This is a genomic window from Qipengyuania sp. CAU 1752 (genome assembly GCF_054482615.1).
The window spans coordinates 1,740,061-1,759,138 of record NZ_JBTLRE010000001.1 but is presented as its reverse complement, the minus strand read 5'-3'; the positions used below and the strand labels follow the sequence as shown (position 1 = coordinate 1,759,138).

Annotated in this window: 23 protein-coding genes, 1 tRNA gene and 1 other RNA gene; 15 read left to right on the top strand and 10 right to left on the bottom strand. The window is 60.4% G+C overall.

Going from position 1 to position 19,078, the window contains the following annotated elements:
• The first annotated feature begins 69 nt into the window (after positions 1-69).
• Positions 70-1,044, top strand: coding sequence for an NAD(P)H-dependent flavin oxidoreductase (locus tag ACXYL9_RS08600; protein ID WP_459039166.1), 975 nt, complete (start codon positions 70-72; stop codon positions 1,042-1,044).
• Here the strand turns inward: ACXYL9_RS08600 and ACXYL9_RS08595 are convergent.
• The 6 genes from ACXYL9_RS08595 to ACXYL9_RS08570 form a co-directional block, all read right to left on the bottom strand.
• Entirely contained in the window at positions 1,041-2,522 is a 1,482-nt protein-coding gene (locus ACXYL9_RS08595) for an MFS transporter (protein WP_459039165.1), read from the bottom strand. The genes ACXYL9_RS08600 and ACXYL9_RS08595 overlap by 4 nt on opposite strands.
• Before the next feature lie 15 nt (positions 2,523-2,537).
• Complete coding sequence (locus ACXYL9_RS08590; protein ID WP_459039164.1) at positions 2,538-2,753, bottom strand: DUF2842 domain-containing protein; 216 nt, start codon at positions 2,751-2,753, stop codon at positions 2,538-2,540.
• On the bottom strand, positions 2,750-3,325 hold the full coding sequence (locus ACXYL9_RS08585; RefSeq protein ID WP_459039163.1) for a 5-formyltetrahydrofolate cyclo-ligase: 576 nt from the start codon (positions 3,323-3,325) through the stop codon (positions 2,750-2,752). The genes ACXYL9_RS08590 and ACXYL9_RS08585 overlap by 4 nt, the downstream gene beginning before the upstream one ends.
• A gap of 24 nt (positions 3,326-3,349) precedes the next feature.
• Positions 3,350-3,518, bottom strand: a non-coding RNA gene (ssrS, locus tag ACXYL9_RS08580) — 6S RNA.
• 10 nt (positions 3,519-3,528) lie between these two features.
• Positions 3,529-4,167, bottom strand: coding sequence for a cell division protein ZapA (locus ACXYL9_RS08575; protein ID WP_459039162.1), 639 nt, complete (start codon positions 4,165-4,167; stop codon positions 3,529-3,531).
• Positions 4,164-4,385, bottom strand: coding sequence for a hypothetical protein (locus tag ACXYL9_RS08570; protein ID WP_459039161.1), 222 nt, complete (start codon positions 4,383-4,385; stop codon positions 4,164-4,166). The genes ACXYL9_RS08575 and ACXYL9_RS08570 overlap by 4 nt, the downstream gene beginning before the upstream one ends.
• Before the next feature lie 222 nt (positions 4,386-4,607).
• On the opposite strand from ACXYL9_RS08570, the gene tkt reads away from it, so the two are divergent.
• The 5 genes from tkt to ACXYL9_RS08545 are packed head-to-tail and all read left to right on the top strand — an operon-like array spanning position 4,608 to position 9,931.
• Positions 4,608-6,587 (top strand): transketolase, encoded by a 1,980-nt coding sequence (gene tkt, locus ACXYL9_RS08565; protein WP_459039160.1) that lies wholly within the window; start codon positions 4,608-4,610, stop codon positions 6,585-6,587.
• Positions 6,588-6,602: 15 nt separating this feature from the next.
• On the top strand, positions 6,603-7,610 hold the full coding sequence (gene gap, locus ACXYL9_RS08560; RefSeq protein ID WP_459039159.1) for a type I glyceraldehyde-3-phosphate dehydrogenase: 1,008 nt from the start codon (positions 6,603-6,605) through the stop codon (positions 7,608-7,610).
• A gap of 10 nt (positions 7,611-7,620) precedes the next feature.
• Positions 7,621-8,832 (top strand): phosphoglycerate kinase, encoded by a 1,212-nt coding sequence (locus tag ACXYL9_RS08555; RefSeq protein ID WP_459039158.1) that lies wholly within the window; start codon positions 7,621-7,623, stop codon positions 8,830-8,832.
• Complete coding sequence (locus tag ACXYL9_RS08550) at positions 8,829-9,290, top strand: PaaI family thioesterase (protein WP_459039157.1); 462 nt, start codon at positions 8,829-8,831, stop codon at positions 9,288-9,290. The genes ACXYL9_RS08555 and ACXYL9_RS08550 overlap by 4 nt, the downstream gene beginning before the upstream one ends.
• Before the next feature lie 2 nt (positions 9,291-9,292).
• Positions 9,293-9,931: a 2OG-Fe(II) oxygenase family protein gene (locus ACXYL9_RS08545; protein ID WP_459039156.1), complete on the top strand. Its 639-nt coding sequence runs from the start codon at positions 9,293-9,295 to the stop codon at positions 9,929-9,931.
• A 17-nt stretch (positions 9,932-9,948) separates the two neighbouring features.
• Here the strand turns inward: ACXYL9_RS08545 and ACXYL9_RS08540 are convergent, their stop codons facing one another.
• A complete protein-coding gene (locus ACXYL9_RS08540) occupies positions 9,949-10,707 on the bottom strand; it encodes a flavodoxin family protein (RefSeq protein WP_459039155.1) in 759 nt (252 codons plus the stop codon).
• A 154-nt stretch (positions 10,708-10,861) separates the two neighbouring features.
• Between ACXYL9_RS08540 and ACXYL9_RS08535 the strand changes: the two genes are divergently transcribed.
• The gene (locus ACXYL9_RS08535; RefSeq protein WP_459039154.1) at positions 10,862-11,755 is read left to right on the top strand and encodes a fructose bisphosphate aldolase; all 894 of its coding nucleotides are present in this window, start codon (positions 10,862-10,864) and stop codon (positions 11,753-11,755) included.
• Between the two features lie 6 nt (positions 11,756-11,761).
• Here ACXYL9_RS08535 and ACXYL9_RS08530 read toward each other — a convergent pair whose 3' ends face one another.
• Together ACXYL9_RS08530 and ACXYL9_RS08525 are read right to left on the bottom strand one after the other, a co-directional pair.
• Entirely contained in the window at positions 11,762-12,130 is a 369-nt protein-coding gene (locus ACXYL9_RS08530; protein ID WP_459039153.1) for a hypothetical protein, read from the bottom strand.
• Positions 12,131-12,236: 106 nt separating this feature from the next.
• Complete coding sequence (locus ACXYL9_RS08525) at positions 12,237-12,641, bottom strand: hypothetical protein (protein ID WP_459039152.1); 405 nt, start codon at positions 12,639-12,641, stop codon at positions 12,237-12,239.
• An 81-nt stretch (positions 12,642-12,722) separates the two neighbouring features.
• Between ACXYL9_RS08525 and thiE the strand changes: the two genes are divergently transcribed.
• Positions 12,723-13,340 (top strand): thiamine phosphate synthase, encoded by a 618-nt coding sequence (gene thiE, locus ACXYL9_RS08520; RefSeq protein WP_459039151.1) that lies wholly within the window; start codon positions 12,723-12,725, stop codon positions 13,338-13,340.
• A 16-nt stretch (positions 13,341-13,356) separates the two neighbouring features.
• Positions 13,357-14,058, top strand: coding sequence for a M23 family metallopeptidase (locus ACXYL9_RS08515; RefSeq protein ID WP_459039150.1), 702 nt, complete (start codon positions 13,357-13,359; stop codon positions 14,056-14,058).
• Positions 14,059-14,061: 3 nt separating this feature from the next.
• Here ACXYL9_RS08515 and ACXYL9_RS08510 read toward each other — a convergent pair whose 3' ends face one another.
• On the bottom strand, positions 14,062-14,433 hold the full coding sequence (locus tag ACXYL9_RS08510) for an elongation factor P (protein WP_459039149.1): 372 nt from the start codon (positions 14,431-14,433) through the stop codon (positions 14,062-14,064).
• 156 nt (positions 14,434-14,589) lie between these two features.
• Here ACXYL9_RS08510 and efp point away from each other — a divergent pair, with 156 nt between their 5' ends.
• The 6 genes from efp to ACXYL9_RS08480 all read left to right on the top strand — a co-directional run bounded on the left by efp (position 14,590) and on the right by ACXYL9_RS08480 (position 19,058).
• Positions 14,590-15,153: an elongation factor P gene (efp, locus tag ACXYL9_RS08505; RefSeq protein WP_459039148.1), complete on the top strand. Its 564-nt coding sequence runs from the start codon at positions 14,590-14,592 to the stop codon at positions 15,151-15,153.
• 23 nt (positions 15,154-15,176) lie between these two features.
• Positions 15,177-15,527 carry a hypothetical protein gene (locus ACXYL9_RS08500; protein WP_459039147.1) on the top strand — a complete coding sequence of 117 codons (351 nt, stop codon included), beginning with the start codon at positions 15,177-15,179 and terminating at the stop codon, positions 15,525-15,527.
• A 19-nt stretch (positions 15,528-15,546) separates the two neighbouring features.
• Positions 15,547-16,365, top strand: coding sequence for an inositol monophosphatase family protein (locus ACXYL9_RS08495; RefSeq protein ID WP_459039146.1), 819 nt, complete (start codon positions 15,547-15,549; stop codon positions 16,363-16,365).
• Between the two features lie 47 nt (positions 16,366-16,412).
• Positions 16,413-16,497: transfer RNA gene (locus ACXYL9_RS08490), tRNA-Leu, on the top strand.
• A 111-nt stretch (positions 16,498-16,608) separates the two neighbouring features.
• Positions 16,609-17,205 carry a hypothetical protein gene (locus ACXYL9_RS08485; protein WP_459039145.1) on the top strand — a complete coding sequence of 199 codons (597 nt, stop codon included), beginning with the start codon at positions 16,609-16,611 and terminating at the stop codon, positions 17,203-17,205.
• 53 nt (positions 17,206-17,258) lie between these two features.
• Positions 17,259-19,058 carry an SLC13 family permease gene (locus ACXYL9_RS08480; protein WP_459039144.1) on the top strand — a complete coding sequence of 600 codons (1,800 nt, stop codon included), beginning with the start codon at positions 17,259-17,261 and terminating at the stop codon, positions 19,056-19,058.
• Positions 19,059-19,078: the final 20 nt, after the last annotated feature.

The window sequence follows — 19,078 nt, the reverse complement described above, 5'->3', positions numbered from 1 at the left end:
AAAAATCGGTTGAGCTTTGCCGTTCGCGCGGCAAGGGTCACGCGCATATTCGACAGGGAGACTGCCATTATGAAAACCGCCATCACCGAAATGTTCGGCATCAAGCATCCCATCATCCAGGGGGGCATGCACTTTGTCGGGTTTGCCGAAATGGCGGCTGCAGTTTCCAACGCTGGCGGGCTTGGCATCATCACCGGCCTGACCCTGGGTACACCGGAGAAGTTGGCCAACGAAATCGACCGCTGCAAGGACATGACCGACAAGCCGTTCGGCGTAAACCTGACTTTCCTGCCCAGCCTGACGCCGCCCGATTACCCGGGCCTGGTCGAAGTCATTATCAAGGCCGGGGTCAAGGTGGTCGAAACTGCGGGGCGCAATCCGCAACAGGTCCTGCCGGCACTCAAAGGTGCCGGGATCAAGGTCATCCACAAGTGCACCAGCGTGCGCCATTCGCTGAAAGCGCAGGACATCGGTTGTGATGCGGTGTCGGTCGATGGATTCGAATGTGGCGGGCACCCCGGCGAGGACGATATTCCCAATTTCATCCTGCTCCCCCGGGCGGCGGATGAGCTTGATATACCGTTCGTCTCGTCCGGCGGCATGGCTGATGGCCGTAGCCTCGTCGCCAGCCTCGCGATGGGTGCAGAGGGCATGAACATGGGCACACGCTTCATCGCCACCAGGGAAGCGCCGGTCCACGAGAACGTGAAGAAGGCGATCGTCGCCGCCAGCGAACTCGACACCCGTCTCGTCATGCGTCCACTTCGTAATACCGAGCGGGTGATGACCAACGCAGCTGTCGAGCGCCTGCTCGAGAAGGAACGCGAGCTAGGCGACGATCTCAAGTTTGAGGACATCGTCGAGGAAGTGGCCGGGGTTTATCCCAGGATCATGATGGAAGGCGACATGGATGCCGGCGCCTGGAGCTGCGGCATGGTCGCCGGACTGATTGATGATATTCCCACCTGCAAGGAGCTGATCGATCGGACGATGCAGCAGGCCGAGGAAATCCTTGCCCGGATGAACAGGATGCAGGCGGGCTAAAGCCGCGTGGCGGCGAGCCGGGCGAGGTTCGCCTCGTGCTCGCCCTTGCCGATCCGATAGCGGCTGATCGCAAAGATCATCGCCATCCATAGTGCCAATAGGCTGGGGGCGTAGAATGCGCCGAGGCGCCACAGGGTTTCATCGGCGACAGCGGCCGAATCGGCTCCTTGTGGAAAGGCGATTACCGACAGGATGATGCCGGCCGCGAGCGATCCGAGCCCGACGGTGCATTTGCGGGTAAAGGTGACCGCGGCATAGAAAACGCCCTCCGACCGTCGACCGGTCCGCAATTCGCTGCTTTCGACCAGGTCGGCAATCATCGAATAGAGCACGGCTTGCAGTGCGATGATCAGCGACAGGTCTACCGTATTGATAGCCGCGACCAGCGGAAACAGTATCGGATCGCCGTTCTCGGGCATCAGGCCGAACAGGCGCAGGATCACCGGCATGGGTGCCATGGTGAAGGCAATCAAGCCGAGAACGACCACGGCCTTTTTCTTGCCCAGACGCCGCACAGCAAACGGTGCAATCAGGAAACCAAACAGCGCCGAGAAAAACACCAGCGCGGTCCACAGGAACTGCTGGAAACTCGAAAAGCCCCAGAAGTAAGTCAGCATGACGAAGGCAAGTGCCGCCGCAAGGCCCGAGGCGACCGAGCCGAAAATGGTGGCCCAGAACAGCGAAAGAAAGCTCTTCTCGCGCAGGGTGTCGAACATTTCCGAGAACAGCATTCGCAGCGAAAAGGCGCGTTTTGCAGGGGGCTCTCGCAAAGTGGGTATCCGGTGGTGCGTCGCCAGCGAAGAAATCATGATCGCAGCGAACATAAGCAGCGAAGCGATAATTCCGTAGGTGGCATAGCCTTCGCGATTCAGGATGCCGGTCGAATAGCTCGCTGTCGGAACGAGCAGCACGCCGAACATCAGCACCGTCATCGCATTGCCGCCGCTCCAGCCAAAAAACAGGCGATAGGCTTGCAGCTTGGTACGCTTTTCATAATCTTCGCTCAGTTCGGGCAGCAGTGCGGAACTGGGCGTTTCGTAGAAGGTGATGAAGGTGCGGATCAGCACCGCCAGCCCGATCAGATAGGCAAACAGCGCAGGCTGGCTCCAGTCTGGCGGATTCCACAGCAGGTAATAGCTCGCTGCCACAGGCACGGCTGCTGCGTACATGAAAGGATGCCGACGGCCCCAGCGCGAGCGCAGATTGTCAGACCAATACCCGACCAGCGGATCGCTGATGGCATCGAGCACCAGAGCGAAAAGTATGGCCAGGCCGACCAACCCCGGTTCCAACCCAACCACCGTACCGTAGAACAACAGCAAGAAGTAGTTGAAGCCGCCGTCCTTCACCCCGAACGCCACCGAACCGAACCCGTAGGCTAGCCGGGTGCCGACCCCTGGCGGCGAGACCGGCGCCGTGGGTGCGGGTGTCGATGATGTTGCCAGCAGTTCTCTCCCCTTTCCAAGGGTTAGACGCATGCCGCCTCGCGTCAATCACTTGCCACGCCCGGCCTCCATCCAGATGAGGAATCGTCGCAGCGGTGGCAGCCATGCCACGCCAAGCAGGAGATAGATCAAGGTTTGCACCAAGATGTGCCATTCGCCTATAATTTCAGGAAGGTAACGGGCAATGATCAGGGCATATGCGGTCAGCACAATGAGCAGGAGCAGGATGCCGAAAGGTATCCGCCAATTGGGCTGATGGTTCATGCGAAGGGTCCGTAAAGCCTGGTCGGCGTAACCACGGCGTTCAGGGGATGATCGTGCCCCTCTTCCGGCAGGTCTTCCACCAGTTGCACGTCCCAGGCGAGACCGATGGCGGTCTTGCCAGCATGCTCGGTCAACCACCGGTCGTAATGGCCGCCGCCCTGTCCCAGGCGATCTCCACAGGCGGTAAAGCCGATCAAGGGAACGAAGAGAACGTCAGGCACCAGCGCCTCTGCGCTGATGTCAGGCTGCTTCATGCCAAATGCGCCATCTACAAGGTCGCTTTCGCCAAATGGATCGGTGAACTCTGCGAAGCTCATCGCGCTTTTGGAAGTTGCGAAACGAGGGAGGGCGACGCGGTGGCCGCGCTCGTAGAAAAACTTGGCATAGGATGTAGTCGGCGCTTCGTTGCCGGTGGCGTGATACAGTCCAATGACCGCACCGGCATCGACCATGTCGAGCAGCGGCGCCGGGGGGCGATTGAACAACAGGGAGCGGATCGAGGGAGACTGCGCGGCAACATGCTCGCGGCGGGCGGCTCGAAGCGTCTTTCTCAGTTCGGCCTTTTCCTGCACGTCTCACACTTCATTTTATCAAGTGACGGAACCACCATGGGTCGGTGCCAGTGAAATCCACTGACGCCAAAACGTCAGGTGGGCGCCGTATGCCCTGGTCCCCAGGACGAACCCGTTAACCGGGGCAGGGACAGCTCCCTAGGATTGCTTATAGCCTCAGGGATATTCGTCGGCTCGTGCCGGGCAGTCCCGCCGTGACTTATCTAGGAACTTGTCGTCGCACCCTCAAGCTTGTTCACGCAATTTTCCAGCAGGTCGGCGAATCGCTCCAGTGACGGGGCAAGGTCCGGATCAGATGGCGAGGCCGATGGATCGACAAAGCTGGCCTGGTCTAGTTTTGTCTGGGATTCGTTCAACTGGTGCTCGAAAGCATCACGTTCGCGACGCATGGCGGTCAACTCGCCCTTCAAGCGCGTGTTTTCGTTGTCGGCTTCCATCGCCGCCGCCTTGAAGCGCTCGTTGTCGGCGAGAAGCTCGTCATTCTTGTTGCTATCCTGTTGGACGAATGTCCGCAGGCTATCGAGCTCTTCTTCCAGCTCGCGAATTCGCGCCTGAAGCTGTTCCCGCTGTCCGCGAGCGAGTTCGGCCTCGCGATTGCTGTCTTCGACACTCTGTCGCGTCTTGTCCGCTTCGTCGCGCGCATTGGCTGCGTCTTCGCGCGCCCGGTGTAAATCATCAGCAACCTGCAAAGTGGCGAACAGCAGGTTCTGCGAATAGCGCGGCGCAAGATTCTGAAATTTCGCGTCTATCCACTCTGCGAGCTTGTGAACATGCTCTTCGTCACCGGGCTGGCAGGCAATGGCAAAACTGCGCCCGCCGATCTTGATGGAGATCTGGCTCATTTCTCCAGCCTTTCGATTATGGCGTCGAGCCGCTTGATCTCGGCGAGCACGGTTTCGCGCATCTCCTCGTGTCGGACCACCAGTTGCGAGACATTGGTCGCAGCCATGTTCGGCGCGCCATGGGTGGCGGGGGCTGGTTCGCGTTCGGCGATCTCGGCGATGCGCGACAGCGCGCCTTCGATACGCTGGACAGCCATTTCGATACGCTGGTCTTTCATGGGCGCTTTCCAACAGCACGTTTGACTGATCCCAATCTAGAACGATTGCCTTGATCGGGCAAAGCCTTGGCGGGGGCTGTTGATAACTGCTCGGAACTGCTCGCGTGGAATATGGCTGCGGTGGAGAAGGCATGGGCTGTCTTGACCTTATGGGGTCGCTCCGCGAAGGGTTCGATGCCTTACGAATCGCCCCCTTTTACGTCCTGCCGGAGCCTGTTGCCCATGAGCGTCGATCCCGTCCGCCTTACCCCGATGGCCAATGCCATCAGGGCGCTCTCCATGGACGCGGTTCAAGTGGCGAACTCTGGTCATCCCGGGATGCCGATGGGAATGGCGGACGTGGCAACCGTGCTGTGGTCGCAGTATCTTAAGTTTGATCCTGCCGCTCCTGATTGGGCCGACCGTGACCGCTTCATACTCAGCGCGGGTCATGGCTCGATGCTGATCTACAGCCTGCTGCACCTATCGGGCTATGCTCGACCGACCATCGAAGACATCCGCAATTTTCGCCAGCTCGGCAGCCCGTGTGCCGGCCATCCGGAAAACTTCCTGCTTGATGCGGTCGAATGCACCACCGGCCCGCTGGGTCAGGGACTGGCGATGGCAGTCGGCATGGCCATGGCCGAGCGCCACCTAAACGCCGAGTTCGGCGACGGGTTGGTCGACCACAGTACCTGGGCGATAGCGGGCGACGGATGCCTGATGGAGGGTATCAACCACGAAGCGATCGGGCTCGCCGGTCATCTCAAGCTCGGTCGTCTCAATGTTCTATGGGACGATAACGCCATCACCATCGACGGGCCGACCGACCTATCGACAAGTGAGAATATCCGCGCCCGCTACGAGGCGACCGGATGGCACGTGACCGAATGCGACGGGCACGATTATGCCGATATCGCCCGCGCAATCGACGAGGCTCAGGCCGATGAGCGCCCTTCGCTGATTGCCTGCAAGACGATCATCGGCAAGGGTGCCCCGACCAAGCAGGGTACCAGCGCCACTCATGGCGCCCCGCTTGGACTTGAAGAAATCGCCGCCGCTCGACAGGAACTGGGGTGGACTGCTGAACCTTTTGTAATTCCAGATGAAATCCTGGCGAACTGGCGTGCCACCGGCGCCGCAGGCAGCGACGCGCATGGTGCCTGGTCGAGCCGACTTAACGGCAGCGATCAGCGGGCGGAGTTCGAGCGCCGGATGGCAGGCGAGTTACCCGCAAATTGGTCGCTCGATGATTTTATCGCCCAGGCGCTGGCCGAACCGGCCAAGGTCGCCACTCGCAAGTCGAGCGAGTTGGCACTGGGTACGATCAACGCGCAGCTGCCCGAAACCATCGGCGGCAGTGCCGATTTGACCGGTTCGAACAACACCAAGGCCGGCGGGATCGAAGCACTGACCGCCGACAATTACGGCGGGCGCTACGTCTATTACGGTATCCGCGAATTCGGAATGGCGGCGGCGATGAACGGCATGGCGCTGCATGGGGGGATCATCCCCTATGGCGGCACCTTCCTCGTTTTCACCGACTATGCCCGTGGCGCCATCCGCGTCTCGGCATTGCAGCAAGCGCGCGTTATTTACGTCATGACCCATGACAGCATAGGGCTGGGGGAAGATGGGCCGACCCACCAGCCGATAGAGCATCTGGCTTCGCTGCGGGCGATGCCCAACTTGCTGGTCATGCGACCGGCCGATACCGTCGAAACCGCCGAATGCTGGGAAATTGCGCTGCGCCAGACCGACCGTCCCACGGTTCTTGCACTGAGCCGCCAGGGCCTACCGCAGATGCGCTTGCAGGCTACCGACGGCAATGCCAGCGCCAACGGCGCATATCGGGTTAAGGCAGCCAACGGTCGACGCGAAGTTGTGCTGGTAGCAACCGGTTCGGAATTGCACGTCGCGGCCGAATGCGCCGCCAGGCTTGAAGAGCAGGGCATCGGTGCCGATGTTGTATCGATGGTCTGCACCGAACTTTTTGATGAGCAGGATGCGGCCTATCGCGACGACCTGCTGCCAACTGATGCGCTCAAGGTCTCGATCGAGGCTGGCACTACCTTCGGGTGGGATCGCTATGTCGGTTCCGACGGTCTGAAAATCGGCCTCGACCGCTTCGGCGCTTCGGCCCCGGCAGAAAAATTGTTCGAAAAGTTCGGTTTCACTGCGGATGCTATCGTTCCGCAAATCCTCGATACCCTCAAAGCTTAAGGCAGGAGTAGTTTCATGGCGACGAAAGTTGCAATCAACGGTTTCGGGCGCATCGGCCGTCTTGTCGCGCGCGCACTTCTCGAACGTGATGATCACGATCTCGACCTGGTGGCGATCAACGATCTCGCTGATGCCAAGTCCAACGCCCTGCTGTTTCAGTATGATTCCACCCACGGCCGCTTCCCTGGCACGGTCGAGGTCGATGGCGACACCATCACGGTGAACGGCAAAGCCATCAAGGTCACCAGCGAGCGCGATCCCGGCAATCTGCCGCATGGCGAGATGGGCGTGGAAATCGTGCTCGAATGCACCGGTTTTTTCCAGAGCGACGAGGCTGCCCGGCCGCACATTACAGCTGGCGCCAAGCGCGTCGTCATCTCGGCCCCGGCGAAGGGCGTGTCGAAGACCATCGTGTATGGCGTCAATCACGACACGCTGACGGCGGATGATGACATCATCTCCAACGCCAGCTGCACCACCAACTGCCTCGCACCGGTGGCCAAGGTACTCAACGATACTGTCGGCATCGAGCGTGGCTTCATGACCACGATCCACAGCTACACCAACGACCAGCGGATGCTCGACCAGATGCATGGCGACATGCGTCGTGCCCGTGGCGGTGCGCAGAACATGATCCCGACCACCACCGGCGCCGCACGTGCTGTCGGCCTGGTTCTGCCCGAACTCAACGGCAAGCTCGACGGTTCGTCGGTTCGCGTACCGACCCCCAATGTCAGCCTCGTCGACCTGGTGTTCCAGCCGGGCCGGGACACCTCGGTCGATGAACTCAATGCCGCGCTCAAGGCAGCCTCCGATGGCGTGATGAAGGGCGTGCTCGACTATACCGACCAGCCGCTCGTCAGCAGCGATTTCAATCACCACCCCGCCAGCTCGACGGTCGACAGCCTCGAAACCGCCGTGATGGAAGGCAAGCTGGCCCGCGTGGTCAGCTGGTATGACAATGAATGGGGCTTCTCCAACCGCATGATCGACACTTCGGGTGTGGTCGCGGGATTGCTCTGAGGAAAACATCGTGGCGCAGTTCAAGACCCTTGACGATCTGAGCGCCGATTTTGGCGACATCACCGGTAAGATCGCGTTGGTTCGCGTCGACCTGAACCTGCCGATGAAAGGCGGGTCGGCGACTGACCTGACGCGTGTCGAAGCGGTCAAGCCGACGATCCTGGAACTGACGGAACGCGGTGCGAAAGTATTGCTGCTTGCGCATTATGGCCGTCCCAATGGTCAGCGCCATTCCACCATGAGCACCAGCTTCGTCCAAGGCGACGTTGAAGAGGTCCTGGGCAAGGAAATCATGTTCATCCCGGAGGTCATGGGCCCGGTGGTGGAACAGTCGATCGGCATTCTCGGCAATGGCGATATCGGCCTGCTCGACAATGTTCGTTTCTGGCCGGGCGAAGAAGCCAACGACCCGGAATTTGCCGCCGGGATCGCTGCGCACGGCGATTTCTACGTCAACGATGCCTTCTCCGCAGCGCACCGCGCCCACGCCTCTACCGAAGGGCTGGCGCACCAATTGCCAGCCTATGCGGGCCGGGCGATGGAGAAGGAGCTGAAGGCTCTTGACGCCGCGCTTGGTAAGCCGGAGACGCCGGTGGCGGCAGTCGTCGGCGGGGCCAAGGTCTCGACCAAGCTCGACGTGCTCAAGAACCTTGTCGGGCGGGTGCAGCACCTGATCATCGGCGGCGGCATGGCCAACACCTTCCTTGCCGCGCGCGGGGTCGATGTCGGCAAGAGCCTGTGCGAGCACGATCTGACCGATACCGCTAATGCGATCATGGACGAGGCCGACCATGCCGGCTGCACGGTGCATCTGCCCTATGACGTCGTCGTGGCGACCGAGTTTGCAGCCAATCCGCCCAGCGTGCGGACTTGCAATGTCCACGAAGTGCGCGCCGACGAGATGATCCTCGATATCGGCCCGCAGGCGGTCGAGGCATTGGCCGATGTGCTCAAGACCTGTCGCACACTTGTCTGGAACGGCCCGCTCGGCGCGTTCGAAATCGAACCGTTCGACCAGGCGACGGTATCGCTGGCCCGCACGGCTGCCGCGCTGACCCAGGATGGCTCGTTGGTGTCGGTCGCCGGGGGCGGGGATACCGTCGCCGCGCTCGCCCATGCCGGGGTCACCAAGGACGTGACCTATGTCTCCACCGCCGGGGGCGCGTTCCTCGAGTGGATGGAAGGCAAGGACCTTCCGGGGGTCAAGGCGCTCTCCGCATGAGCGAGGACGAAGCCGTAGGCTCGAGCGGCGGGCTGGTTGCAGTCACCGAGGGCGAGTGGGCCGGATGGTCGACATGGCGTGGCGACGCTTTCGAACAGCGTGCCGGGCCATTCTATGAAAAGCGTGGGGAAGATGGCAGGCGGGTAACCGCCTTCCGGGCCGAAGCGCGGCACATGAATGGCGCAGGATTCATGCATGGCGGGTGCCTGATGACATTCGCCGACAGTGCGATCTTCACCATCGCGTCCGATGAAATGGCCGGGGCGCATGGTGTTACCATGAACCTGTCGGGGGATTTTCTCGACGCAGCGCGCGAAGGGCAAATGATCGAAGCACGCGGGGAGGTCACTCGCGGTGGCGGCAAGACCATCTATGTGCGGGGGATCGTCACTGCCGATGGCCAGCCGGTGCTCAGTTTCACCGGCATTATCCGCAAGGTCGGACCAAGGAAAAGCTAATCATGGCCGAGACGCGCCACCTGTTCGCGACGCCTTTTGCCACCGAAATCCTGCAAAGCGCCGCCGGCATCGCTGCGCTGCGTACAGCGATCGAGGCAGAGCACGCGCGCGACGTGCAGGGCGTTACGATTTCCAATATCGGTGGATGGCACTCGAACACGCAGATGCTCGACTGGGGTGGGGAGGCCGCTCGCGCTCTCGCCTTCAAGGCGATGCAGATGGCAGACGCGCTGACGGTCGATTCGAAGAGCCCGCAGGCAAGCCGCTTTGGCTGGGTGCCCGAGATGTGGGCCAATGTTTCCCAAGTCGGCAGTGCCAACCAGTATCACTTCCATCCTGGCAGTTTCTGGTCGGCCGTCGCCTATATCGATGATGGTTATGACGGCAGCGAGGACGCGTCGCTTGGCGGGGAATTGCAACTGCTCGACCCGCGAATGCCAATGGTGCGCATGACTGCCCCCGACTTGCGAATGCTTGATCGGGATGGCCAACAGCAGCAGAACGAGATCTCGGTTCGCCCCAGGACCGGCATGATTGTGATCTTCCCAAGCTGGTTACAACACGCGGTGCGCCCATTCCATGGCAGCGGCACGCGCATTTCCATCGCCATCAACTTGGTGGCCGCGCTCAAGTCGAGTTAGCGGCTAGCGGCTAGCGGCTAGCGGTAGTCCGGATTGGGCGCATCGAAGCGATGCCCCTTGTTCCACAAGTCCTTGGAATTGCCATGCGAGGGAATTCCCCCCGCGTCCTTCAGCATGCGCGCGAAGTGCAGCATGTTCCAGGTCGCGAACGTGGTGTTGCGGCGGGTGAAATTATTGTCGAAGCCGACATATCCGCTGCCGTCTTCCTTGGCATCGCCATAGCTTGGACCCGGGCCTGCCTCGCCGATCCAGCCAGCATCGGCCTGTGGCGGAATGGTGTAACCGACATGCTGCAGCGAATAGAGCGTGCCCATGGCGACATGCTTGATGCCATCCTCGTTGCCGGTGACAATGACACCGCCGACCTTGCCGTAGAAAATGTATTGTCCCTTGTCGTTGGTCTCGCCAGAATGCGCATAGAGCTTCTCGATCAGCGCCTGGCAGACCGAGCTTTTCTCGCCCAGCCAGATCGGCGTTCCGACCACCAGGATATCGGCATCGCGGATACGCGGCCATAATTGCGGCCAATCATCGCGGTCAAAGCCATGCTCGGTCATGTCCGGATATACGCCAGGCGCGATGGTGTGATCGACTAGCCTAATCTGGTCGAGTGACACGCCGTTGCGAACCATGATCGCCTCGACAATCCCGAGCAGCTTGTCCGTGTGAGAACCCTGTGGTGAAGGTTTGAGCGTACAGTTGACTGTCACCACCTTCAAATCGCTGAAGTCCGTTGTGTTGTCGCTGCAAAGTCGTTCTTGGGTTTCATCTAGCATGAGGCCGCCTTCGGGATTTGCTGGGCATAGTACGAGTTCAACACGTGAAACCGGCAAACGGGACCGATGCGATGTTGCGAGCTGCCGCAGTGCTCGGTAAGTGCGCCTGCATTCGTATGCACGCTGCATCCATGACGACAGGACGAGAACACCCATGAACTTTGACGAGATGACCGCCAAGATCGCCAACGCTGACGGCTTCATTGCCGCGCTGGACCAGTCGGGCGGTTCGACCCCCAAGGCTCTGCAAGGCTATGGTGTCGAAGACAGCGAGTGGTCAGGCGACGATGAAATGTTCGCCATGATCCACGACATGCGTTGCCGCATCGTCGAAAGCCCTGCCTTCAACGGCGACAAGATCGTCGGCGCAATCCTGTTCGAAAAGACCATGGAGGGCTGCAACCCGGACGGGATGCCGATCCCGGAGCGGCTGCGCTCCAAGGGCGTTGTGCCATTCCTGAAGGTCGACAAGGGCATGCATGATCAAGCCGATGGCGTTCAGTTGATGAAAGACATGCCCGAACTCGACGCGACATGCGCACGGGCGAAGGAATTGGGCGTTTTCGGCACCAAGATGCGCTCTGTGATCCACGAAGCCAACGAAAAGGGCGTGGCCCAGAACGTCTCGCAACAGATGGATTTCGGCCTGCAGATACTTGGCAACGGACTCGTACCGATCCTCGAGCCCGAAGCGAGCCTCAAAAGCGGTTCGCGCGCGGAGGCCGAGAAAATGCTGCTCGCAAATGCCCTCGAACAGCTTGAGCGGGTGCCCGAAGGCCAGAAGGTAATCTGGAAGCTGACGATTCCGGTTGAGGCCAATCTCTACCTTCCACTAATCGAGCACCCCAGGGTCTTGCGCGTAGTGGCGCTTTCGGGCGGTTATTCGACCGGCGAAGCGTGCGAGGAACTGGCTAAGAACAAGGGTATGATTGCCAGCTTCAGCCGTGGATTGTTGCAAGACCTGCGCAAGAGCCAGAGCGATGCCGAGTTCGATGCCGTCCTCGGCAAGGCGATCGACCGTATTTTTGCTGCTTCGATGGCGGGCTGAACCGCGCTATGAGACGAACGGGCGATATCCGAGCTTGAGGCGGTATTTCTCGAGCCGGATTGCCCCGTTCGGATTGGCAGGCGTACCCGCCGACATCAGATAAAGTTCGCCCGTCCCCACCTGGACCGGGCTATCCCAGTCGAGTACGATTTCACGCTCCCTCCCGCGATATGAGACTATCGCGGCGACCCGCAGCGAGTCGTCGCGAAAACAGAATGTCGGGTCTGTGCAACGCGAATCCTTGATGACGCCGAAAGCTACGACGCTGATTTCGGGGGTAACCTGGACTCGCCGAAAAATCGGAACGTCTTCGACCGTGGTGAACGGTGGAGAAGCGCCGGCAATGGCGCTTGCGAGGAACAGGGCGAATGACATGGCATGACTCCTTCAAGCCATTATGTTCTGAAAAGCAGTTCGCCGCATCCGGGCTGTTCGCATTGTCCCAACTACAGACACTGGCCCCTTGGTTGGTGATTGCGTCTTACCGAGCCTCGTAGACGAAGCGGTATTGGCTAGGCTGGATGTCGTCTTGAGTGGTTTTTTCAGGCGAGGACGCGGTCAGTGCAATGACATGTCCGTGTGTGCCGTAGGTTTCGCCAAGCGTGATATTCGCCGTATTGCGCCAACCGCCGCCGTCGATCCGTGTTTCGACGATCAATCGACCTGCCCAGACACATCGAGCGTTGATGGGGCATCGGCTGTCTTCGACGACCCGCCGAGGAGTGACGACGACGGATCCGGCGTAAACGGGCTGGCCCAGCGCCACCGGCGTCAGCTCGGTGCGCGGCGTGCCTTCGACATTGGGCGCATCAGGAACGACGGCGCAGCCGGCAAGGGCAAACGTGACTAGGGGCATGGCGGCGATAAAGCGAAATCTTTGGATCATCGTTCCCGAAAATAGCGCGTCGGTAGATTGCGGCAATCTGAATATCGACGGGAGGTTCGTTTGGCACTACCAAGCGCGCCGATGACTGATTGCCAACTTTATCTCATATCGCCGCTCGACGTGGGCGGAGACTTTCCCGACCGTCTCGTCCGGGCACTCGATGCCGGGCCGGGCCTTGCCACTGCGTTCCAGTTCAGGGTCAAGGATGTCGACCAGCACGAGGCTGCCAAGCTCGCCGCCCCCCTGCAGAGCATCTGTGCAGAGCGCGAGGTCGGCTTCATCGTGAATGACGACATTGCGCTAGCCGACAGGCTGAAGGCCGATGGTGTCCATCTGGGCCAGGAAGATGGAACTGTTGCCGAGGCGCGCGAGCGGCTTGGCCGCGAGGCCCAGATCGGCGTCACCTGCAAGGCCTCGCGTCACTTGGCAATGGCTGCGGGGGAGGCTGGCGCTGACTACGTCGCCTTCGGTGCCTTCTTCGATTCGCCGACCAAGGAAACGGAGCACCGTGCTGGCCTGGATTTGCTCGAATGGTGGGCGCCATTGTTCGAACTGCCCTGCGTCGCCATTGGCGGAATCACGCCGGAAAACTGCACGCCGCTGGTCGAAGCCGGAGCTGACTTCCTCGCAGTCTCGGGATCGGTATGGGGTGGAGACGAAGTGGAAGCGATCAAGAAGTTCGCGCAAGTCTTACGATAAGTGCTAGGGACAATTCATGAAATTCTTTGATCGCCTTCTGACCATTGTTGTTACAGCGACATTGACTTCAATGGTCTGGATCGTCGCCGGGGGCAGCCTGATGGACATGGCTTCCAGCGACAGCCAGCGCGACATTGTCCGTCCGGCAGACGCGGCACCCAGTCCCGAGCCTGAAGCGGCACCAGGCGAAATTCCGGCAACGCTTGCCGAAATGCCGACCGAGGTCGCCAGCGCGCTCGATACCGACACCGCCTCGCAGCCTAGCGGAGAGGATTCAGCCAATCTCATTATCCCGGTCCTCAACGTGAGGGCTGCCGACCTGACAGATACCTTCACTTCCTCGCGCGACAGCAGTTCGCAACTGCATGAGGCGATCGATATCATGGCACCCGAGGGCACTACGGTGCGGGCAGCCGCGCCCGGGACCATCGAGAAACTGTTTCAGTCAGGCGCTGGAGGGACGACCATTTATGTCCGCTCTCCTGACCGGCGGACAATCCACTATTACGCCCATTTGTCCGAATATGCCGAGGGACTGCGGGAAGGCCAGCGCGTTCGGCGCGGGCAGCGTCTCGGCTCTGTCGGGAGCACCGGCAATGCCAGCGCAGATTCGCCGCATCTGCATTTTGCCATACTCCGAACGACTACAGACGCGGAGTGGTGGGAGCCGGCCAATGCGATCAATCCCTATCCGCTTCTGACTGGAGTTAAGCGCTAGATATTATTGCAGGGGACCGGTGCGGACACAACGCATCCGGTCAAGCGAACCATCAGGGTTCAACCTACGCAGCATGGTCGTCCCGACCCGCCTGTATCGCTCGTCCTTCATCGGTCCGCGCGTGAATACAAGATCATCACCCGAGAGGAGGTAGGTCCCCGATCCTTCGGCGCTGAGGTAGCGCGAGGCGTTCTTTATCGAGAACCTCTTGTCCTCGAGGGGAATCCATGGGGCGCCACCGGCATCCCCGGGCAACGAGCATTCGTAGCGACCGACCGGCAGGGTGCTGAGTGGTCCCGCGGCATGCGCAGCCAGCGACGCCATGAGCGCACCCACACCAGCCGCCAGTATGATTGCCGAGTATTTCACCTTCATGCCCCTACCATGGCAGACCGGTTAGCTCCACCGACCTTGCCCGGACCTGACTGGCGAGCTAAAGGCCGCTGCGAAGACAGGCATCCGGGCGCGGCACCCTATTGTGGCGGCTTGGCGCCAACCATAAACGATATCAACCTGCAGGGCTCTTTCGACATGAAAATCAGCGGCGTGGACATCCGTCCCGGCAATATCCTCGAATACGAAGGCGGCATCTGGAAGGTCGCCAAGATCCAGCATACCCAGCCCGGCAAGGGCGGGGCCTACATGCAGGTCGAGATGAAGAACTTGCAGGATGGCCGCAAGACCAACGTCCGCTTCCGCAGCGCCGACACGGTCGAGAAGGTGCGGCTCGACACCACGGAATTCCAGTTTCTTTATGAAGACGGCGATATGCTGGTTTTCATGGATCAGGAAACCTACGAGCAGATCACGCTCCCGTCCGACCTTCTTGGCGATGCGCGCCCGTTCCTCCAGGACGGGATGCAGGTGCAGCTCGAACTGTGGGAAGAAAAGCCCATCAGCGTGCAGCTGCCGTCGCAGATCGAAGCCGATATCGTCGAAGCCGATGCCGTGGTGAAGGGCCAGACCGCATCTTCCAGCTACAAACCCGCGGTGCTCGACAACGGCGTGCGGATCATGGTGCCGCCGCATATCGAAAGCGGTACGCGTATTGTCGTTGATGTCTATGAACAGAGCTACGTCGGCAAGGCCGGCTGACCCGTTTCGAACAAGAGCAAGCCATGTCTGACACACATCCCAAGCTGACCCAGGTCGATCTCGACAACAGTTTTATTCTCGGCGTTATCTACGACGACAAGTCGCTGACATTGGAGATGGAATTCCGGCTCGAATCCGGCCACCCGGATTATGCCGAGCCAGACGAGGGGGCGGACGGCTGTTTCAGGCAGGGCTTCGTGCGTTTTTCCGACCTTGAGGATTTGCGGCTCCGCAAGAAGAAGGTCGAAGACGGCAAGGACCAGGACTTTAGCGAAATTTTCTCGGCCACGATTGCCGAGGACTATGCACATGTCGACAGCGGTTGGGGCGAGATTGAACTGACAGCCGGTTCGATCCGCGTCGCCTTCGACTAGAACAGAAAGACTCACTTTTATGTCAGCCCTCTCGGGTATCATTCGCGTCATGGAAAAAGCCGCCCGCAAGGCAGGCGGCAAGCTACGGCGCGATTTCGGCGAAGTCGAACACCTCCAGGTCAGCCGTAAAGGGCCGGCCGACTTCGTTTCCAAGGCCGATCAAATTGCCGAACGCACCATTTATGACGAATTGCTCCATGCGCGCCCCGATTGGGGTTTTGTGCTGGAGGAAGGCGGCGTTATCGAAGGCGACAAGGACAAGCCACGGTGGATCATCGATCCGCTCGACGGGACCAGCAACTTCCTTCACGGAATCCCGCATTTCGCCATCAGCATCGCGGTGCAGGAGCCCAAGCTTGATCGTTCAGGCTGGGACGAGGTGACGGCGGGGGTCATCTACCAGCCAATCACCGACGAAACATTTTGGGCCGAGAAGACCCGTGGGGCATGGCTGCATGATGGCCGGCTCCGCGTTTCCGCCCGTCGGCAGCTTTCAGAAGCGCTGATTGCGACCGGTATTCCTTTCCAGGGCCACGGCGACTTCGCCGAATGGAGCAGGATATTCGGCGCCATCGGCCCCGAAGTGGCCGGCATCCGTCGCTACGGTGCAGCTTCGCTCGATCTTGCATGGCTGGCCGCTGGGCGCTTTGATGGGTTCTGGGAAACCGGGCTCAATGTCTGGGATACCGCAGCAGGGTGCCTCCTGGTACGCGAAGCTGGCGGTTTTGTGAGCGATTTTCGCGGTCGTTCGCAGTCTATCCTTGCGGAGCAGGTGCTGGCGGCCAACGATGTCCTGCATTCGAGGTTGCACAAACTGGTGGCGAATTCACTGAAGTAAACTTGCGGGATCGAGCAGGCGCCGCTATCCGCGCTCGCTCGCGCAGTGCCCCTGTGGCGGAATTGGTAGACGCGAGCGACTCAAAATCGCTTTTCTACGGAAGTGCCCGTTCGAGTCGGGCCAGGGGCACCACTCGCGCATCTTCCTTTCCATGCCTAACGGTGTAACCATGCCCCTGCCGGGCGCGAACAGCTGTTGCCGGAGCTCCGGCATATCTGTTCCAGAACTGCAGAGGCTGACGCCATGACTTTCACACTTCGCGGCGCAGTCGTCGTCGTTTCGATTTCCTTGCTGGCAACCGTCGCGACGCAATTGTTCTACCTTGGCGTTGTCTCTCCGAGCGATAGCGCGGTGTTGCGCAAGATCACCTGGACCAGCGAGATGGTGTTGTTCTCGCTCGTCGCCTGGGCTGCGCTCCCGCTGGCCGCACGCAGCACGATGCCGCTGGTCTGGTCGGCGGTGGCGATTGCAGGCCTCGTGAACCTGATCCAGGTTGGCATGGGGCTTCTCGAATTTCCGCAGGCGCAGCAGGCGGCGGATGAGCAGGTTTTCAAAACCGTGCTTAATGGAGCCTTCTTTCTCTATTTCCATGGCAAGATGATGCTGGGTGTTGCCGCAGTCGGCCTCGGTTTGGCGGCCACTGGCGCACCCGGTGCTCTGGCCAAGGGGCTGGGCTGGGCATGTGTCGCCAGCGGGCTCGCGGCGGCTGTCTTGAGCATCTATGGCATGGCCAACGGCATGGAACTTGTCTTCGCTACCGGTGCGGCGGGGACAGCGACGACCGCCTTGCTGGCCATTACAGGCCTGCTTGTCGTCAAGGAACCCCAGGGAACGCCCTAGCAGTCATATTAGGATTTGCCTGTTGCTGGCCTGAGCGATAATCCTGCATCGGCATGATCGCCGCTCCATCCTTCCACGCGCTAGCAGCGATGGCCGTGACGATCGCGATGTTCATCGGCTTTGCCAGGGGCAAGATGTCGGTGGAGATCATCTCCCTGCTGACCATCGCTGTGATCGCTGTCGGCCTGTATTTCTTCCCCCTCGAAGGCGCTGACCCCCAGGACGGGCTGGTGCTCGCATTCGCCGGTTTCGGCCACTACGCCTTGATCACTATTTGCGCCCTGATGGTCATGGGACGAGGGCTAGTTGTGACCGGCGCGTTGGAACCAGCGGCGCGGTTGCTCGAATCGGTCTTCAAATACAATCTGCAACTGGGCTTGCTGATCAGCCTGCTGATCGCTTTCGTGCTGTCGATGGCCATCAACAACACTCCTGTACTGGTGCTGTTGATACCGATCTTCGTTACCTTGGCTGCACGCGGAGCCTTGCCTGCGTCAAAAACCCTCATTCCCCTCAACGCAGCATCACTGCTGGGCGGACTGGCAACTACCATCGGGACCTCGACCAATATCCTGGTGGTTTCGATCGCGGTCGATCTGGGAATGCGGCAGATGGGCGTGTTTCACTTCACCCCCATCGTCCTGCTGGCTTCGGCCATCGCGCTGCCGTATTTGTGGCTGGTGATGCCGCGCTTGCTGCGGGACAACACGGTAACTGATCCGCATCAAAAACGCCGTTTTCACACCCGTTTGCGGATCAGCGACGAAAGCGTATTGGCCGGCAAGGAACTGGCGGAGGTTGCTCCGACACTCCCGTCCGACCTGACCTTCCATGACACGGTCACAGGCGCGATCAGTCCGCAACAAAGGCTGCATGTATCCGGGACGCATGATGCGCTCGAAGAAGCGATGCGTACGCTCGGCAGCGAAGTGGCTCCGTCCTGGGTGCTGGACAAGATCCGGCGCAAGGCGAGCGCCGACAAGAGCGACATCCTTGTCTCTGAAATGGCGGTTACCGCCGATTCGCGCCTAATCAATCGGACATTGCCGAGTTCGGGTATCGCCGATCTTTTTGGCGTGGCGGTGCTCGGCATTCACCGGCCGGAGCGAATCGCCGGGCAGCGCGATACCTATAGTGACGGCGGCGACCTGCGCATGGCTGAGGGCGATGTGCTCCTGGTCATGGGGAACGAGAGCGATCTGCAGGATTTTGCTCGCAGCGATAGCCTGCTGATCCTCGAAGGCGTGCGCGAATTGCCGCGCCGTTCCAAGGCCATGCTCTCAGCGGTCATCATGGGCGGAACGGTCGGTCTCGCTGCGTTCGGCTTCCTGCCGATTGCGATTGCCGCGCTGGCCGGTGCCATTCTCATGTTCGTTACCGGCTGTGTAAAGTTCGACCGGGTTGGACGGGCGCTGTCGGGCCAAGTCATCGTGCTCGTCGCAGCAAGTATCGCCCTGGGGCGGATTATAGATGAAAGCGGGGCGGCAGACTGGCTTGGGCAGGTTCTGTCCTATGGCCTGCAATTCCTCGCCCCTGCAGCGGTCATCGCGGCCATCATGCTGTTCGTGACCGTGCTTACCAATTTTGCCTCCAACGCCACGGCGGCCACGGTCGGCACACCGATCGCGTTCAGCATCGCCCATACTCTGGGCATGCCCGCGGAGCCGCTGGTCCTGGCCGTTCTCTTCGGGTGCAATCTTTGTTACGCAACACCGATTGCATATCAAACCAACATGCTGATCATGGCAGAAGGGTCATACAATTTCGGCGACTACGTCCGCACGGGGGTACCGCTGGTCCTGCTGATGGTGACGACATTGTCGATCCTGTTGGCACTGACTTACCGTTTGTAACCAAGACAAGGCGCGGGCGT

What these genes read in the sequence shown, in the direction of transcription:
- ACXYL9_RS08540 (WP_459039155.1), bottom strand. Translation starts at nt 10,707, where the DNA reads ATGCTAGATGAAACCCAAGAACGACTTTGCAGCGACAACACAACGGAC.
- ACXYL9_RS08595 (WP_459039165.1), bottom strand. Translation starts at nt 2,522, where the DNA reads ATGCGTCTAACCCTTGGAAAGGGGAGAGAACTGCTGGCAACATCATCG.
- ACXYL9_RS08500 (WP_459039147.1), top strand. Translation starts at nt 15,177, where the DNA reads ATGTCTGACACACATCCCAAGCTGACCCAGGTCGATCTCGACAACAGT.
- ACXYL9_RS08480 (WP_459039144.1), top strand. Translation starts at nt 17,259, where the DNA reads ATGATCGCCGCTCCATCCTTCCACGCGCTAGCAGCGATGGCCGTGACG.
- ACXYL9_RS08600 (WP_459039166.1), top strand. Translation starts at nt 70, where the DNA reads ATGAAAACCGCCATCACCGAAATGTTCGGCATCAAGCATCCCATCATC.
- ACXYL9_RS08510 (WP_459039149.1), bottom strand. Translation starts at nt 14,433, where the DNA reads ATGAAGGTGAAATACTCGGCAATCATACTGGCGGCTGGTGTGGGTGCG.
- ACXYL9_RS08485 (WP_459039145.1), top strand. Translation starts at nt 16,609, where the DNA reads ATGACTTTCACACTTCGCGGCGCAGTCGTCGTCGTTTCGATTTCCTTG.
- ACXYL9_RS08495 (WP_459039146.1), top strand. Translation starts at nt 15,547, where the DNA reads ATGTCAGCCCTCTCGGGTATCATTCGCGTCATGGAAAAAGCCGCCCGC.
- gap (WP_459039159.1), top strand. Translation starts at nt 6,603, where the DNA reads ATGGCGACGAAAGTTGCAATCAACGGTTTCGGGCGCATCGGCCGTCTT.
- ACXYL9_RS08550 (WP_459039157.1), top strand. Translation starts at nt 8,829, where the DNA reads ATGAGCGAGGACGAAGCCGTAGGCTCGAGCGGCGGGCTGGTTGCAGTC.
- ACXYL9_RS08535 (WP_459039154.1), top strand. Translation starts at nt 10,862, where the DNA reads ATGAACTTTGACGAGATGACCGCCAAGATCGCCAACGCTGACGGCTTC.
- ACXYL9_RS08525 (WP_459039152.1), bottom strand. Translation starts at nt 12,641, where the DNA reads ATGATCCAAAGATTTCGCTTTATCGCCGCCATGCCCCTAGTCACGTTT.
- ACXYL9_RS08590 (WP_459039164.1), bottom strand. Translation starts at nt 2,753, where the DNA reads ATGAACCATCAGCCCAATTGGCGGATACCTTTCGGCATCCTGCTCCTG.
- ACXYL9_RS08530 (WP_459039153.1), bottom strand. Translation starts at nt 12,130, where the DNA reads ATGTCATTCGCCCTGTTCCTCGCAAGCGCCATTGCCGGCGCTTCTCCA.
- ACXYL9_RS08515 (WP_459039150.1), top strand. Translation starts at nt 13,357, where the DNA reads ATGAAATTCTTTGATCGCCTTCTGACCATTGTTGTTACAGCGACATTG.
- ACXYL9_RS08575 (WP_459039162.1), bottom strand. Translation starts at nt 4,167, where the DNA reads ATGAGCCAGATCTCCATCAAGATCGGCGGGCGCAGTTTTGCCATTGCC.
- ACXYL9_RS08570 (WP_459039161.1), bottom strand. Translation starts at nt 4,385, where the DNA reads ATGAAAGACCAGCGTATCGAAATGGCTGTCCAGCGTATCGAAGGCGCG.
- efp (WP_459039148.1), top strand. Translation starts at nt 14,590, where the DNA reads ATGAAAATCAGCGGCGTGGACATCCGTCCCGGCAATATCCTCGAATAC.
- thiE (WP_459039151.1), top strand. Translation starts at nt 12,723, where the DNA reads ATGACTGATTGCCAACTTTATCTCATATCGCCGCTCGACGTGGGCGGA.
- ACXYL9_RS08545 (WP_459039156.1), top strand. Translation starts at nt 9,293, where the DNA reads ATGGCCGAGACGCGCCACCTGTTCGCGACGCCTTTTGCCACCGAAATC.
- tkt (WP_459039160.1), top strand. Translation starts at nt 4,608, where the DNA reads ATGAGCGTCGATCCCGTCCGCCTTACCCCGATGGCCAATGCCATCAGG.